The 15,817-nt window shown below is 68.8% G+C and carries 14 protein-coding genes; 3 read left to right on the top strand and 11 right to left on the bottom strand.

All coding sequences use genetic code 11. From position 1 onward, the window contains the following. Positions 1-61 precede the first annotated feature (61 nt). Positions 62-1,093, top strand: a complete 1,032-nt coding sequence (locus tag HLH21_RS02335; RefSeq protein ID WP_182940654.1) for a YncE family protein — start codon at positions 62-64, stop codon at positions 1,091-1,093. Here HLH21_RS02335 and HLH21_RS02330 read toward each other — a convergent pair. The 11 genes from HLH21_RS02330 to hrcA form a co-directional block, all read right to left on the bottom strand. Further along, complete coding sequence (locus tag HLH21_RS02330) at positions 1,051-2,385, bottom strand: ATP-binding protein (RefSeq protein ID WP_182940652.1); 1,335 nt, start codon at positions 2,383-2,385, stop codon at positions 1,051-1,053. The genes HLH21_RS02335 and HLH21_RS02330 overlap by 43 nt on opposite strands. A 92-nt stretch (positions 2,386-2,477) precedes the next feature. Then, complete coding sequence (locus tag HLH21_RS02325) at positions 2,478-3,251, bottom strand: response regulator (protein ID WP_182940650.1); 774 nt, start codon at positions 3,249-3,251, stop codon at positions 2,478-2,480. A 257-nt stretch (positions 3,252-3,508) separates the two neighbouring features. Further along, positions 3,509-4,708 (bottom strand): tetratricopeptide repeat protein, encoded by a 1,200-nt coding sequence (locus HLH21_RS02320; protein ID WP_182940862.1) that lies wholly within the window; start codon positions 4,706-4,708, stop codon positions 3,509-3,511. A gap of 46 nt (positions 4,709-4,754) precedes the next feature. Further along, positions 4,755-5,189, bottom strand: a complete 435-nt coding sequence (locus HLH21_RS02315; protein ID WP_182940648.1) for an ExbD/TolR family protein — start codon at positions 5,187-5,189, stop codon at positions 4,755-4,757. 144 nt (positions 5,190-5,333) lie between these two features. Further along, entirely contained in the window at positions 5,334-5,759 is a 426-nt protein-coding gene (locus HLH21_RS02310; RefSeq protein WP_182940647.1) for an ExbD/TolR family protein, read from the bottom strand. Between the two features lie 2 nt (positions 5,760-5,761). Beyond that, on the bottom strand, positions 5,762-6,814 hold the full coding sequence (locus tag HLH21_RS02305; protein ID WP_182940645.1) for a MotA/TolQ/ExbB proton channel family protein: 1,053 nt from the start codon (positions 6,812-6,814) through the stop codon (positions 5,762-5,764). A 90-nt stretch (positions 6,815-6,904) separates the two neighbouring features. After that, positions 6,905-7,564 (bottom strand): energy transducer TonB, encoded by a 660-nt coding sequence (locus HLH21_RS02300; protein ID WP_182940643.1) that lies wholly within the window; start codon positions 7,562-7,564, stop codon positions 6,905-6,907. Positions 7,565-8,153: 589 nt separating this feature from the next. Then, positions 8,154-9,285, bottom strand: a protein-coding gene (gene prfB, locus HLH21_RS02295; RefSeq protein ID WP_182940641.1) for a peptide chain release factor 2 whose coding sequence is annotated in 2 segments (ribosomal slippage) — positions 8,154-9,215 and positions 9,217-9,285 — 1,131 coding nt in all. Because the reading frame shifts where the segments join, the coding sequence is not laid out codon by codon here. Between the two features lie 43 nt (positions 9,286-9,328). After that, the gene (locus HLH21_RS02290; protein ID WP_373319640.1) at positions 9,329-12,016 is read right to left on the bottom strand and encodes a penicillin-binding protein 1A; all 2,688 of its coding nucleotides are present in this window, start codon (positions 12,014-12,016) and stop codon (positions 9,329-9,331) included. Between the two features lie 147 nt (positions 12,017-12,163). Beyond that, positions 12,164-13,054, bottom strand: coding sequence for an aldo/keto reductase (locus HLH21_RS02285; RefSeq protein WP_182940637.1), 891 nt, complete (start codon positions 13,052-13,054; stop codon positions 12,164-12,166). 107 nt (positions 13,055-13,161) lie between these two features. Further along, positions 13,162-14,229, bottom strand: coding sequence for a heat-inducible transcriptional repressor HrcA (hrcA, locus tag HLH21_RS02280; RefSeq protein WP_182940859.1), 1,068 nt, complete (start codon positions 14,227-14,229; stop codon positions 13,162-13,164). 178 nt (positions 14,230-14,407) lie between these two features. Between hrcA and rph the strand changes: the two genes are divergently transcribed. Next, on the top strand, positions 14,408-15,157 hold the full coding sequence (gene rph, locus HLH21_RS02275; RefSeq protein WP_182940635.1) for a ribonuclease PH: 750 nt from the start codon (positions 14,408-14,410) through the stop codon (positions 15,155-15,157). After that, positions 15,154-15,777: an RdgB/HAM1 family non-canonical purine NTP pyrophosphatase gene (rdgB, locus tag HLH21_RS02270; RefSeq protein ID WP_182940633.1), complete on the top strand. Its 624-nt coding sequence runs from the start codon at positions 15,154-15,156 to the stop codon at positions 15,775-15,777. Before rph ends, rdgB begins: the two co-directional genes overlap by 4 nt. Positions 15,778-15,817: the final 40 nt, after the last annotated feature.

Below are 15,817 nucleotides of genomic sequence, written 5' to 3'. Positions count from 1 at the left end.
AGGCGTGCCGGACCGGGGCGTCCGCCCATCGTTTCCCGTGTTTCCGAGGCACCGTCCGCCGATGCGTTTCTCCCCATACCAAAGCCCGTCCCGCCCCACCCGCCGGACCGGCTGGCTGATGGCGGCCTGTGCCGGCGTGGCCATCCTGGCCGCAGGCCCCGCCCGCGCCGAGCGCCTGGCCTTCGTGCTGAATTCCGCCGACGCCACCATCGACGAGTACGACATCGACAGCCACCAGCAGGTGCGCCGGGTGCCGGTGCTGCGCGAACCGCATCACACGGCGCCGACGCCGGACGGCAAATATCTGCTGGTCGGCGACACCTCGGGCAACATGCTGTTCTTCCTCGACGCCGTGACGGGCGAGCGGGTGCGGCAGATCCCGATGGCCGACCCGTACCAGCTGCAATTCAGCCCCAACGGCAAATATTTCACCATCGCCGGCCTGGCCCGCAATCAGATCGATATCTACGACGCGTCGGACTACCACCTGCTGCATCGCGTGCATGCCGACGCGATGCCCAGCCACATGAATTATGCGCCCGATTCCTCGGTCGTCTATGTCAGCCTGCAGGACACCGGGAAGCTGACGGCGATCGAGACCGCGACCGGCAAGGTGCTCTGGACCTCCGACGTGGGGTCCACCCCCGCCGGCGTGCTGTGGCACAACGACCGCATCCTGGTGGGCGTGATGGGCACCAATTACGTCGCCGTCGTCGATCCGGCGGACGGGCATGTCGAACGCAGGATCGAGATGGCGCCGGGGCCGCACAACCTGTTCGTGTCACCGGACAACAAGCGCCTGTTCGTGACCTGCCGCGCCTCGGGCATCATCGAACGGCTGGATTGGGACAGCATGAACGTCGTGCAGTCCTATCACGTGGCGGGCGGGCCGGACGACATCGTCTTCGCCCCGGACGGCAAGATGTGGGCCACCCTGCGCTGGCGGCAGCATGTCGCGATCATCGACCCGACCAGCGGCGAGGTGGTGGACACCATCCGCACCGGCCGGTCGCCGCATGGCATCTGGCTGAACACCAACGAGCCGGCCCTTCATTTGTCGATGGCCGACCGCCCGGCCTTGCCGACCCCCTGATGGCCGCCCCCCTGGGCCGGCAGGCGCGGCAGGGCGACCTCGGCCCGCAGCCCGCCCTCGGGGCGGTTCTGCAGGGTGAATTGCCCGCCCTCGCGCGCGACCTCGCGGCTGACGATGGCCAGCCCCAGCCCCAACCCGCCCGTCGCGCGCGAGCGTGAGCCCTCGACCCGATAGAACGGGGTGGTCACCCGCGACAACTCGGCCTCGGGCAGGCCGGGGCCGTCATCCTCGACCCGGACGCGCAGCCAGTCCGCATCCATCGCAAGCCCGATCCGGGCCGCACCGCCATAATTGACGGCATTGTCGATCAGGTTGCCGAACACCCGCTTCATCGCCAGCGGCCGGACCCGGACCGAGGCATGGCCCGGCCCGTCATAGCGCACGTCGCGCCCCTGATCGGCCGCGTCGTCGGCCAGGGTCGCCAGGATCGACGCCAGATCAACCGGACGCGGCGGTTCGGGGTCGTTTTCGCCGGACAGGTAGGCCAGGACACCACCCACCATGGCCTCCATCTCGGCCACGTCGCCCTCGATCGCGGCCTGCAGTTCCGAATCCTCCAGGAAGCCCGCGCGCAGCCGCAGCCGCGCCAAGGGTGTCCGCAGATCGTGCGAGACCGCCGCCAAAGCCTCGGTCCGGTCGGCGATCAGCCGGCGGATGCGGTCCTGCATGGCGTTGATCGCCCGCGCCAGGTAACGCACCTCACGCGGGCCTTTTTCCTCGACCGGGATCCAGTGGCCCGAGCCCACGCCGTCCGCCACGTCCGCCAGGGCCCGCAGCGGCATGCTGAGGGTGCGGACCAGCATGCCCGCCGCCAGCAGCACCGCCCCCGCCAGTACCGCCGCCGAGGCGATACCCCGGGTCATATGGTGGGGTTGCAGGATGTCCGGCGCGACGAAGCCGATCCGGCTGCCATCGGGCAGGCGCAGGATGCCGCGAATATCGGCCGTGCCGATGCTGGTCGGCGACAGGTCCAGCACGTCGCCCTGCAGGATTTCGTGCGTGCCCGCCAGACGCAGATGCAGGTCGCGCAGGCTGGACGGTTCGGGGCGGGCGGGCCGGCCGGCCGTGGCCTCGGGCGCGCGCCAGTCGATCGACAGATCGGCGGTCGAAAGCATGACGGTCAGGATCGACCGCTGCGACACCGGCGTCGCCGCCACCACCCGCGCATCGACGGCCAGGCGTTCGCCGATCTGTTCGAGCTGCGTGTCGTCGACCGTGTAGGTCTCGGCTTCCTCGTAAAAGACCGAACTGCCGACGAAGACCAGGGCGACGGCGGCCAGCAGCACGAACATCACCCGCCCGACCAGCCCGCGCGGCCACAGCGTGATCCGCCGTGGGGGATGGGGATGCGCGCCGCCCCCCCGTCGCAGCGCGGCCAGACCGGTCAGAGGCGTTCCACCGGCGCCGTGAAGATATAGCCCAGGCCCCGGACAGTGCGGATCAGCGTGTCCGATTCCTCCCCCAGCTTGCGCCGCAGACGGCTGACCAGCACGTCCACGCTGCGATCGGACACCTCGCCCAGCCGGGTCCGCGACAGTTCCAGCAGCCGGTCGCGCCCGATCACCCGTTGCGGATTATCGAGGAAGCTGGCCAGCAGGTCATGCTCGGCCCCCGAGATTTCGACCACCGACCCCGAGGGATCGGTCAGTTCCCGCCGCCGCAGATCCAGGGTCCAGCCGGCGAATTTCAGGGTCTCGCGCCGGAGCGCGCCGGGGCTGCCGGTCGTCGTGCCCCCGGCGCCGCGCCGCAGGACGGCACGCACCCGCGCCAGCAGTTCCTTATGGCCGAACGGCTTGGCGACATAATCGTCGGCCCCCAGTTCCAGCCCCAGGACACGATCCAGTTCCTCACCCCGGGCCGAGACCATGATGACCGGCGTCTGGGTGTCCGGCGTCGGCACGCCGTTCGCGCCCACTCCACCGCGCCGCAGCATGCGGCACAGGTCCAGGCCGTTCGTGCCGGGCAACATGACGTCGAGAACGATCAGGTCGGCCGGCGAGGCCTCCAGCGCCGACCACATCTCGCGCCCATCCTGGACCCCGCGCACGCGGTAGCCGTCGCCCTGCAGCACACGGACCAGCAGCGTACGCATGCCCGGATCGTCCTCGACGACCAGAATGCGGGCGGGAAGATCGGCGTCGGAGGGCAGTTGGGTCATTGTCACTGGGGCGTCGACACTCTGCAAAACTGAAGGAACGGCGATGATAGCGCAAAAACGCGGCGCGCGAAATGGATCACCCGTACGCGACAAGGGCCGGGTGGACTGCCCCACCCGGCCCTTGCGCCGTGCCTGCCTGGGCCGATTGACCCACCAACCCAGGACTTCACAAAACGAACGGGATGCAAGGGCCGAGGCCCTTGCCGGGGTCGGGCAGCGCCCGACCTTCCCTTTCCCTATAACCGGGTGCCCGCCTATCAGTGCTTGGCGGCAGCCGTCAGCTTCAGGATCCAGAGCTGCGCGATATCCCGCGCGCCGTTGTCCCCCGCCACCGTCTTCAGCGTCGCGATCGCGTCGGCATTGCGGCCGGCCGCCACCTGGGCCAGGCCCAGATGCAGTTTCGCGATATTCACGTCCAGCGGGCCCTTGGCGATGCCCTGCTGCATCAGCGCCAGCCCCTTGTCGGCCTGGCCGAAGGTCACGTAATTGTAGCCGACGGTCAGCAGGTCGTTGCCGCTGGGCGCCTTGGCGGCCGCGGCCTCGTCGGCGGCGATGGACGCCTTCTTGTCGGCCACCGTCTTCACCACCAACGCCTTGAGCCGGGCCTGGCGCGCCGCGCCGGCATCCTTGCCCAGCACGCCGCCGGCATATCCGGCATTCATCAGGTCCAGGGCCAGTTGCGGCAGGCCGGCCTGCATCGCCAGTTCCGTCATATCCATGAAGTCGGCCGGCGCCGTCAGGACGCCCGCCATCAGGCGGATGCGATAGACGTCAAGCTGCAGGCCGGGCGGGATCCGCGGATTGACGATCAGCCCGTGGATAATCAGCGCCCAATATTCCGGCTTGGGGTAGGCGCTGACCAGCTGCACGTATGTGTGGTTCAGGCCGGACTGGTCCTTCAGCTGCGTCTGGCACGCGGCCAGAAGCTGGAGCTGCGATTCCGCCGGCACCTTGCCGGCCTTGAGTTCGGCGTCGATCTGGGCCTGCTGAACCCGTGCGGCGTTCTTGAAATCCTGCTGCAGGTAATAGGACTGGATCAGCAGCGTTTCCATGGCCGGGTTGCTGCCGGCGACCTTGAGGTAACGCTCGATCCCCGTCACGGCCCGGGGGTAGTCCTTCGCCGTGTAGGCCATGGTGGCCTCGGCCATCATCATCTGCAGCTTGGCGTCGCGCGGCGTGCGGCTGGATGCGATCAGCTTGTCGTAGGCCGCCGTCGCGGCCGCCACATCCCCGGACTGCGCCGCGACGGCCGCGCGCATCTGGTTGATGGTATAGTCTTCGTACTCAGTCTTGCCGGCGACGGCGGCGGCGGCGTTCACCGCGCTCATGGCCTTGGCGTAATCATGTGCCGCGAGGGCGGACTGGGCCTGCTGCAACGGCTTGCCGACCTTGACGGACAGCGTATCCGCGGCAAGCGCGGGCCGAATGGCGGAGACCGAGAGAGGGAGTGCAACCATCGCGCCGGCAAACAGACCGGCGCGGAACAGACGGGACGACATCAGCTCACTGTCCTTCCATGAACTGATCCTGACCTACGATACCCAGCTTGGTGATGCCAAGCCTCTGGGCGTCCGCAAGGACATGCGCCACGGTCTTGTAGTCGGCCAGGCGGTTCGGATGGATATGCATTTCGGGCTGGTCGGGTTCGGCGGCCGCGGCGGTGAAATGCGCCTGCAGCGAGGCTTCGTCGCCCACCGGCTCGCCATTCCAGCTGATGCTGTTGTCGAAATCAATGGCGACCGTCACCACCTTCGGCACCTCGGTCGACGGCGGCGGATTGCCCTGCGGCAGATCCAGCGCGACCGAATGGGTCTGCAGCGGAATCGTAATAATCAGCATGATAAGCAACACCAGCATGACGTCGATCAACGGCGTCGTGTTGATGTCGACCATGCCTTCGTCTTCAGTGGTGCCTTCGGAGCCGACGTTCATGCCCATGGCGGTGTACTCTCTAAAAAACGCGGGTCAGCAAACCGGCGGCGCCGTCCGACGGGGTGGTCGGAACGCCGCGCCGGTGCTGGCGCCCTGATGTGATCCCCGGGGATCCCCGGTTCCGGAAACCGGAACCGGACACCCTGTCGTTCAGTCGGAGTGGGGCTGCTCTGTAATGAAATCGACGTGGTAGATCCCGGCCTCCTGGCAGGTCGCGACCACCCGACCCACCGATTCGTAACGCGACTTGGCGTCACCACGGACCTGGATCTGGGGCTGCGGCTTGAGGACGGCGACCTTCTCCAGCCGATCCAGAAGATCGGCGTGGCCCTTGATCGGCACTTCGTTCCAGTAGACCTGTCCGTTCTCCGTTACTGCCAGGACCACGTTTCCGGGCTTGGTCTGGGTTGGCTGGTTTGCGTCCCGCGGCAGGTTCACCTTCACGGTATGCGTCGCGACTGGGATGGTGATCAGGAAGATGATCAGCAGCACCAGCATGACGTCGACAAGCGGAGTGGTGTTGATGGCGGACACCACCTCGTCTTCATCGCCGCCGCCTCCGACTTGCATCGCCATGTTCAGGCAACCCGGTTGGAGGTCGTCGTGGTGGTCGGCGAGTTATCGGGGCGCACCACGATGTCCGGCGTCACGCCATGACGGAAGCCACCCAGCAGGATCGACTGCAGGTCGGCGGCGAAGTTGCGGACCTTGTCCATCGCACCCTTGTTGCGGCGAACCAGCAGGTTGTAGCCCAGCACGGCCGGAACGGCGGTGCCCAGACCGATGGCGGTCATAATCAGCGATTCACCGACCGGGCCGGCAACCTTGTCGATCGACGCCTGGCCGGCGATGCCGATGGCGGTCAGGGCGTGATAGATGCCCCAGACGGTGCCGAACAGACCGACGAACGGCGAGGTGGAGCCGACGGTGCCCAGGAACGCCAGGCCGCCCTGCATGCGGTTCTGGATGGTGTCGACCGCGCGCTGGATCGACATGGACGTCCAGCTGTGCAGGTCGATCGATTCCTGCATCGTGCCTTCATGATGCTCGGCCGCGACAATGCCGGTATCGGCGATGTAGCGGAACGGCGAAGACGGCTTCAGGGCGGCGGCGCCTTCCTGGATGGACGACTTCGTCCAGAACGTCTTGGCCGCTTCCTTGGCGGCGGAGAACATGCGCGCCTGCTCGAAGAACTTGGTAATCATGATGTACCAGGTGCCCAGCGACATCACGACCATGATGAGCAGAACGCCACGCGCGATGATGTCGCCGTTCCGCCACAGGGCGTCGAGGCCATACGGGTTGCCGGCCGGCTTGGCGGGGGCGGCATCTTCGACCGGCGGGGCGGCCGGGGCCGGAGCGGCGGCGTCAGGAGCCGGAGCGGACGCATCCGGAGCGGGCGCGGCCGGGGCGGCTGCATCGGGGGCAGCAGGGGCCGCGGCGGCCGGAGCGGCGGCGTCGGGCGCGGGTGCGGCCGGGGCGGCGGCAGGCGCCGACGCATCGGGAGCGGGAGCGGCGGCCGGAGCGGCGGACTGTGCGTCCTGGGCGACCGCAATCACGGGCGACGAGAGGCTCAGAACAGCCGCCAGGGCCGAAGCGGCGACAACAGGAACACGGTGCAGTCTGGTCATGTACTCCAAATCCTCTGTGTAGATGGCCCGTTTACCGGAACCCCGGAACCGTCGGAGATATCCGAACGGTTCCGATAACCTCGATGAACTTCAGTCGTCGTTGCTGAGCCTGAAGGTGATCGTATACGGATGGTGGAATTCCTTGATGGGAACGCCATTCTTGACCGCAGGCTGATACCTGGCGCGGCGGACGTAATCCAAAGCCGCCTGGGCAAACGCCTGGCCACCCTGCACGCTGGTCACCGCGCAGTTGTTGGTCTCACCCGTCGCCTCGACGTCACACACCACGGTCACACGACCCTCGCGGTTTTCCTCGAGCATGTCCTCGGGGTATTCCAGCTTGATGTTGTTGACCGGACGCGCGCCCGCCAGATGATCCGGAACCGGGGGACCCACAGGCGCGTTGGGCGCGGGCGGGGTCGGCACGGCCGGCGGCATCGCCTTGGGCGGCGGCGTGTGCGTCACCTGCCGGATCACCTGCTGCGGCGGCGGCTGGATCTGGATCTTCGGCGGCGGGATGTACGGCGGCGGCGGCTGCGTCATCACCGGCGGCGGGGGCGGCGGCGGCGGCGGCGGCGGCGGCTTGGGCTCCGTGATAATCTTGGTCTGGATGGGCGGACGCAGTTCCTGGACAATCTTTGCCCCGAGACCGTTCATCAACGCCCAGATCAGAACCACGTGCAGGAGCACAACGACAGTGATCCCGATGATATGTTTCATCGGACTGCGTTGTTGTTCCGCGTAGTTCATGTCGAAACCTCCTTAAACCTCATCGTCCGCGCCGGTTTCGGCACTTAAAACCACCGCAAATCAGGACCACTGAAACAGCTTCCGGCCCCGGTCCGGATCACCCGGAACCCGTACCACGGCGCGGACCGTCGGCACGATAAAGGCACGTGAAAACCGCATCGGGAGATCGTCGATCCCCTGCGTTCCGACCTGGCCCGGCGGGCATCGAAATGCTGCCAAGCCGTTGAATTGGGCTATTGCCCCCCCCCTATGTCAAGAAAGATATTTATCGAATTTGAAACGAGCATTTTGTCATCAGAGGCTCAAAAAATACTCATATTAACAACATGTCATAAATGGCTAAAAACCGGCAATTTTTGGAGGGGGCGCCCAGTTTTTGCCGTTTTTCGCGCCGTGCCGCTTTTCGTTGCGTACACGGTATCCGATCCTGATCGGCATGTCGGGCAGCCAGGGATCACGCCACCTCGGGTAACGCGCGAAGCATCGCCTGGTTCGATTCCGCCTTCGCGCCGACCGTTCGCGCCACGAAAAAGGGCGGGAACGGTCCTGCCGTTCCCGCCCTTTTCCAGGCCGGTGATGCCGGGGCGCGTTACTGCGCCGAGGCGCTGGCCTCGGACCGGGTGGCGCCGACGCGGGCAGCCAGGGCGGCGGCCATGAAGTCGTCCAGGTCGCCATCCAGCACGGCGGACGGATTGCCGCGCTCGACGTTGGTCCGCAGGTCCTTGACCAACTGGTAGGGCGCCAGGACGTACGAGCGGATCTGGTGGCCCCAGCCGATGTCGGTCTTGGCGGCTTCGGTCTGCGCGGCGGCGGCCTCGCGCCGTTGCAGCTCCTGCTCGTACAGCCGCGCCTTCAGCATCGTCATCGCCGTCGCGCGGTTGCGATGCTGCGAACGGTCGGTCTGGCAGGCGACGATGATGCCCGAGGGCACGTGGGTGATGCGGATGGCCGATTCGGTCTTGTTGACGTGCTGGCCGCCCGCGCCGGAGGCACGGAACGTATCGACCTTCAGGTCGGCCTCGTTCACCTCGATCTCGATCGAATCATCGACCACGGGATACACCCAGACCGATGCGAACGAGGTCTGCCGCCGCGCCGCCGCGTCGAAGGGCGAGATGCGGACCAGGCGATGCACCCCGGCCTCGGTCTTCAGCCAGCCATAGGCGTTGGGGCCGGACACCTGGATGGTCGCGGACTTCAGGCCCGCCTGCTCGCCTTCCGAGCTTTCCATCAGCGCGACCTTGTAGCCATGCTGTTCCGCCCAGCGGGTGTACATACGCAGCAGCATCTCGGCCCAGTCCTGGGCCTCCGTCCCGCCGGCGCCGGCATTGACTTCCAGATAGCAGTCGTTGCTGTCGGCCTCGCCGGACAGCAGGCTCTCGGTCTCGCGCCGCTTGGCCTCGTCGGCCAGGGCGCGCAGCATCAGCAGCGCGTCCTTCTGGACGCCCTCGTCGCCTTCCATCTCGGCCAGTTCGCTGAGGTCGAGCGCATCGCGCACGTCAGCCTCCAACCGCTGCACGCCCTCGACCTGGCCGGCCAGCAGCGTGCGCTCGCGCATCAGCTTCTGCGCGACGTCGGAATCGTTCCACAGATCCGGGTCTTCGGCCCGGTTGTTCAGTTCCGCGAGGCGGCCAAGAGCGACATCCCAGTCAAAGATGCCTCCTCAGCAGCGCCACCGACTGCTTGATCTGTTCGTTGAGGGCCTCGGTCTCGGCGGACATGAAAATCGGTCTCCCGGTCAGGAAGGAAAAAGCTGAACGCGCGTCAATACAGGCCGCCCATGCCGATGTCACCCCCGGCAGGGGGGCTGGCCTCGGCAGGGGCCGCGGGCTGGCCCGGCGGCCCGGCGGGGGCGACGCCCGGCGCTCCTTCCGGCATCGACGCGGGCGAGGCCGCCATGTCGCTTTCGGAATCGGGCATGTTCTCGGCCCCGGTATCGGCGGCGGTCAGCGCGCCGGTCACGTTGGCGTACAGGTCGGAACTGATGCCCGGCACCTGGTCGGGCTTGAACGCATCGACCGTCACCCCCATCCCGGTGTCGTACCGCGCCAGCGTGACGCCCTCGGGCGCCGGGAAATCCAGCCGGGGGCGGTCGGCCAGCACCGCCTTCATCACCCGGTTCCAGATGGGTCCGGCGATCGCCGCGCCGGTTTCGTTCTTGCCCAGGGTCTGCGGCGTGTCGAAGCCCACCCAGACGATCGTCACGATGTCGGGCGAGAAGCCGGCGAACCACGCATCGTTGAAATCCTGGCTGGTGCCGGTCTTGCCGGCGATCGGGCGGTCGATCCCCGCACCGGCCTGCACGCCGGTGCCGCGCTGGATCACGTCGCGCATCATCGTCGTGATCTGGAACGCGCTGGCCGGCGAGGCCACCTGCGGGCGGGTGTCCGTCATCACCGGGCCGTCGGCCGGGGCGGGAGGCAGCCCCGGAAGCAGGACCGCGGGAATCGCCGGAGCGGCAGCAGGAACAGGAGGCGAGGCCGGGGCCGGGGCGGCAGGCTGCAGCCCGATCCCCTCCGGCCGCCACAGGATGTGCCCGTCGCGGTCCTGCACGTCGTCGATCAGGGTCGGCGTCACCAGCCGGCCCCCGGCGGCGATGGTGGCGTAGGCCCCGGCTTCGCGCAGGACGGTGGTTTCCACCGCCCCCAGCGCCGCCGGCAGGACATGGGGCATGGTGTCGACCAGATGCAGGTTGGCGGCCATCGCGGCCACCGACTTCATGCCGATATGGGCGGCCAGCCGGATGGTCACCAGGTTGCGCGACTCCCGCAGCGCGTCATGCAGGGTGGTCGGGCCCCAGAAATCCTTTTCGAAATTGTTGGGGTGCCATGTCCCGTACGAGACCGGGGAATCGTCGAATTTCTGCGACGGCGAGATCCCCTGCTCCATCGCCGTCAGATAGACGAACGGCTTGAAGGACGAACCGGGCTGGCGCAGCGCCTGCGTCGCGCGATTGAACTGCGACGCGTTGAACGACCAGCCGCCGACCATCGCCAGCACGCGGCCCGTCCGCACGTCCAACGTGACCAGCGCACCCTCGACCTTGGGGATCTGGCGCAGGGCGACGGTGCCGCCCTCGGCCTGCGGTTCGATCAGCACCAGGTCGCCGGCATGCGGCAGGCGCCAGCGCCGCATCCACGCCATGTCGCGCGCCAGCAGCCGGCCGGTACGCGGACTGGTGGCGCCGGGCCGCCCCTCGACCCAGCCGACCTCGCCGGTGGCGGGCGACAGGATCACCCCCAGGCGCCAGCTATCCAGCATGCCGGCGGGATGGGGCGCCGCCGCCAGGCCGGGCATCCATTGGCTCGACTCGGGCGCCGTCCGGCCGGCGCCGATGCCGGCCAGCTGGCCCACCGGCCCGCGCCAGCCGCCATGGTCGCGGTCATAGGCCGCCAGCCCGTCGCGCACCGCCGCGGTGGCGATCTGCTGCAGGTGGGGGTCGAAACTGGTGTGGACGGACAGGCCGCCCTGCATGGTGGTGTCGACGCCGTAGCGGTCGATCAACTGGCGCCGGACCTCCTCGGCGAACCATTCCGATCCGGGGACCGGGCCGGGCCGGGTGAAGGCCTGCGGCATCAGGGGTTCCTGCTGGGCGATACGCGCGGCCTCGGGCGTGATGTCGTGCACCTCGGCCATGCGCTGCAGCACCCAGTTGCGGCGCGCCCGCGCCGCGTCGGGATAGCGATAGGGGTTGTAGTTGGTCGGCGACCGGGGCAACCCGCCCAGGAACGCGGCCTCGGCGTCGTCCAGCTGGTCCAGCGGCTTGTTGAAATAGGTCTGCGCCGCCGCCCCGATGCCGTACGCGCCGGCCCCCAGATAGATCTCGTTCAGATAGATCTCGAGGATCTTTTCCTTGGACAGCGTCTGTTCGATGCGGATGGCCAGCAGGGCTTCCTTGGCCTTGCGCTGCAACGACACGGCGTTGGTGCCCAGCAGCATGACGCGAGCCACCTGCTGCGTGATGGTCGAGGCCCCAAGCGGCCGGTGCCCCTTGTGCATTGTCAGGTCGGTCAGGCCGGCGCGGATGATCGCGAACGGGTCGACGCCGCCATGGGTATAGAATTTCTGGTCCTCGGTCGCGATGAAGGCGTTCTTCACCCGGTCGGGAATGGCGCTGTAGGGCACGAAGATGCGCCGTTCCGCCGCCAGTTCGGCCATCACCCGGTCGTCGCCGGAATACAGCCGGCTCATGACCGGAGGCTGGTACGTCCGCAGGCCGTCGACCGTCGGCAGGTCGGCCACCAGCTGTTCGTATTTCGTCCAGACGACCATCCCGCCCGTCGCGGCGCCCAGCAGCAGCAGCGCCATCCCGCCGCCTGCGATGCGGCGGACCAGGCGATAGCGCGGCCGGCGCGGCCCGCCCGGCCCACCGAACCCCGACGCGCCCCCCGCGCCACCGGACGGACGCCGGCCATCCACGCCGTTGCCGCCGATGCGGGAGGTTACGAGCATCCGGCCATCCTGGCCTGATCCATTACGAAGCGTCATCCGGGGTCCAACGGGGCAAGGTCCAAGGGGCGGGGTGGTCGGTGGGATCTCCTAGCACTGTCCGAGGTGCGAGTCGCCCCTTGCTGGTACCGGGGCGGCGGACGGCGGCCCTCATGACGCCGCGAGACGCCGCCATTCCGCGCGTCCGTGCCGGTCCAGCAGGTCGAAGACCGAGGCATCAAGCACCAGTCCGGCGGCCGCCACATTGTCGTCCACATGCGCCGGGCTGCCGGTGCCGGGGATGGGCAGCATGACCGGCGACCGGCGCAGCAGCCAGGCCAGCGCCACCTGGCCGGGCGTGGCATTCATCTCCCGCGCCACCCGGGCCAGCACGTTGTCCCCCGTCGCCAGCCCGCCGGCGGCCAGCGGCGCCCAGGGGATGAAGCCGATGCCCTGGGCGGCGCAATAGTCCAGCACGTCCTCGGAGGCGCGGTTCACCAGGTTGAAGCGGTTCTGCACCGTGGCGACGGGGAAGAAGCGCGCGGCGCGTTCGATCATCCCGACCGAGACCTCGGACAGGCCCACATGGCGGATCAGCCCCTCGTCGCGCATCGCGGCGATCACCTCGAACTGCGCCTCGGGCGGGCAGTCGGGGCCGACACGGTGCAGTTGCCACAGGTCGATGCGCGCCAGCCCCAGGCGGCGCAGGCTCATGAGCACGCACTGCCGCAGATAGTTCGGGTTGCCGACCGGCCGCCAGATGTCCGGGCCGTGGCGCGTGTGCCCGCCCTTGGTGGCGATGACCAATCCGGCCGGATAGGGATGCAGCGCCGCGCGGATCAGATCCTCGCTGACATAAGGGCCGTAGCTGTCGGCGGTGTCGATCAGGGTCACCCCGCATGCGACCGCGCGGCGCAGGGTCGCCAGCGCCCGGTCGCGGTCGGGCGGGTCGCCCCAGATGCCCGGTCCGGTGATCCGCATCGCGCCGAACCCCAGGCGGGCCACCGGCAGGTCGCCGCCGATGCGGAACAGTCCGGCCTGGTGCGCGTCGGGAGGGGACATGGGCAGCCTCGTGGTTTCGGGTTTCCGGTGTCGGGACCGGGCTAGGAACAGAAGATGGCAGGAGCAAGGCGGCAGCCGGCAGGGGCGGCCAACCCGGCATGGAACAGTCAGCCCAGCATCCGGCCGATGACCCGCGCCGTGTAGTCCACCACCGGGATGATCCGGCCGTAATTGATCCGCGTCGGGCCGATGACGCCGATCGCGCCGACGATGCGGTTGCTGTCGGTCCGCGCCGGGGCGACCACCACCGACATGCCCGACAGGCCGAACAGCCCGCTTTCCGCCCCGATGAAGATCCGCACCCCTTCGGATTCCTGCGCCAGGTCCAGCAGACGCAGCATCGTTTCCTGGGTTTCCAGCCGTTCGAACAGCATCTGGATGGTCGACAGGCGTTCGATCTCGGTCACGTCGGCCAGCAGGCGGGCCTGGCCGCGCACGAACAGCGTGCCGCCGCGATCGACGTCGCTCCACGTCGCCAGGCCGCTGGCCACCACTTCGGCGGTCAGATGGTCCAGTTCGCTGCGGTTGGCCGTCATCTCGGCATTGACGTGTTCGCGCAGGTTTTCCAGCGTCCGGCCGGTCAGGTGGGCGTTCAGGTAGTTTCCGGCCTCGACCAGCGCCGAGGGCGGCAGGCCGGCGGGGGTTTCGATCACCCGGTTTTCCACCTGCCCGTCCGCGCCCACCAGGATGACCAGCGCGCGGCGCGGCCCCAGGGCCACGAATTCGATATGCTTCACCGCCCCGTCGCCCTTGGGCGCCAGCACCAGCCCGGCCGCCGAGGACAGGCCGGACAGCATCGACGAGGCCTCGGACAGCGTATCCTGCAGCGACCGGCCCCGCACCTCCAGCGCGCGGGTGATCGTCTCGCGCTCGTCCTCGGTCAGGCTGCCGAACTGCAGCAGGCCGTCGACGAACAGCCGCACGCCGCGTTCCGTCGGCAGCCGCCCCGCCGAGGCATGGGGCGAGAACAGCAGCCCGGCCTCGGTCAGGTCCGCCATCACGTTGCGGATCGTCGCCGGCGACAACGGCAGCGGCAGGCGCCGCGACAGGGTGCGCGAGCCCACCGGCTCGCCGGTCTCGACATATTGTTCCACGATTTCGCGCAGAATCGCGGCCGATCGCGCATCCAGCCCCGGTGGCAGGGCGGAACGCGACGCCAGCGCGCTGAGATCCATGACCATCTACCCCCCTTCCGGTTCGACCGCTGTCCGGCGAAAACACGCCGCCATGTTAAATCTGGAACCTCGCCGCCACCATGACAAGCAGGGCATCACAAGCAGGGGGTGGCAATCGCCCCCCGGCGCGGGCTATGCCCCGGCTGGTCCCGCCCACCGATCTGGAGTTCCCGCCGCCATGGCCACCCGTCCCTCGGGCCGCGCGCCCGACGCCCTGCGCCCCGTTTCCATCGAACCCGGATTCGCCCGCCATGCCGAAGGGTCGGCGCTGATCCGCATGGGCGGCACCGAGGTGCTGTGCGCCGCCAGTGTCGAGAGCCGGGTACCGCCGTTCCTGCGCGGACAGGGCAAGGGCTGGGTGACCGCCGAATACGGCATGCTGCCCCGCGCCACCCACACCCGTGGCGGGCGCGAGGCCGCAAAGGGCAAGCAGTCGGGCCGCACCCAGGAAATCCAGCGCCTGATCGGCCGGTCGCTGCGCGCGGTCGTGGATCTGAAGGCGCTGGGCGAGATGTCGATCACGGTCGATTGCGACGTGCTGAACGCCGATGGCGGCACGCGCTGCGCGTCGATCACCGGGGCGTGGGTGGCGCTGCGCCTGGCGCTGGAGACCCTGGTCCGCAACCGCGTGCTGGCCAGCGTGCCGCTGACGGCGCAACTGGCCGCCGTGTCCTGCGGCCTGACCGAGGCCGGGGCCGTGCTGGACCTGGATTACGACGAGGACAGCGCCGCCGCCGCCGACGCCAATTTCGTGCTGACCGAAGCCGGCGGCATCGTCGAGGTCCAGGGCACCGCCGAGCAGGCGCCCTTCAGCGAGGAACAGTTCCACGACCTGATGCGGCTGGCGCGGATCGGCACCGGCCGGTTGTTCGTCGCCCAGCGGGAAGCCGTGGACGCGGCCCTGCGCGCGACCGGGGGCGCACGATGAGCCCGGCCCGGACAACGGACCACCGCCTGGTGCGCGGCGCGCGGCTGGTGCTGGCCAGCCACAACGCGGGCAAGCTGGCGGAGTTTTCCGCCCTGCTGGCCGGATACGGCATCACGGTGCTGTCGGCCGGGGACCTGGCGCTGCCGGAACCCGAGGAAACCGCCGACAGCTTCACCGGCAACGCGGTGCTGAAGGCGGTCGCGGCGGCGACGGCGGCCGGCCTGCCGGCGCTGGCCGACGATTCGGGATTCTGCGTCGCGGCGCTCGGCGGGGCGCCGGGCATCTATTCCGCGCGCTGGGCCGGGCCGTCCAAGGATTTCCCCGCCGCCATGGCCCGCATCCATGCCGAGGTGGGCAACACTGCGGACCGGTCGGCCTGGTTCATCTCGGTCCTGTGCCTGGCCTGGCCGGACGGGACCGTCCAGACGTTCGAGGGACGGATCGACGGGCAGTTCACCTGGCCGCCGCACGGCGCCAACGGCCATGGCTACGACCCGGTCTTCGCCCCCGAGGGCGGCAGCCGGACCTTCGCCGACATGACCGACGCCGAGAAGAACGCCATCAGCCACCGCGCCCGCGCCTTCGACCTGTTCCGCACCGCCTGCCTGCCCCAGGAGTGATGCCGACCCACGAACGCGCCGCGTGACATATTGTTGCCGG

Source organism: Gluconacetobacter johannae (genome assembly GCF_014174305.1).
Lineage (GTDB): Bacteria > Pseudomonadota > Alphaproteobacteria > Acetobacterales > Acetobacteraceae > Gluconacetobacter > Gluconacetobacter johannae.
Note: the sequence above shows the minus strand (reverse complement) of the source record. Positions and strands in the feature narration are given on the sequence as shown.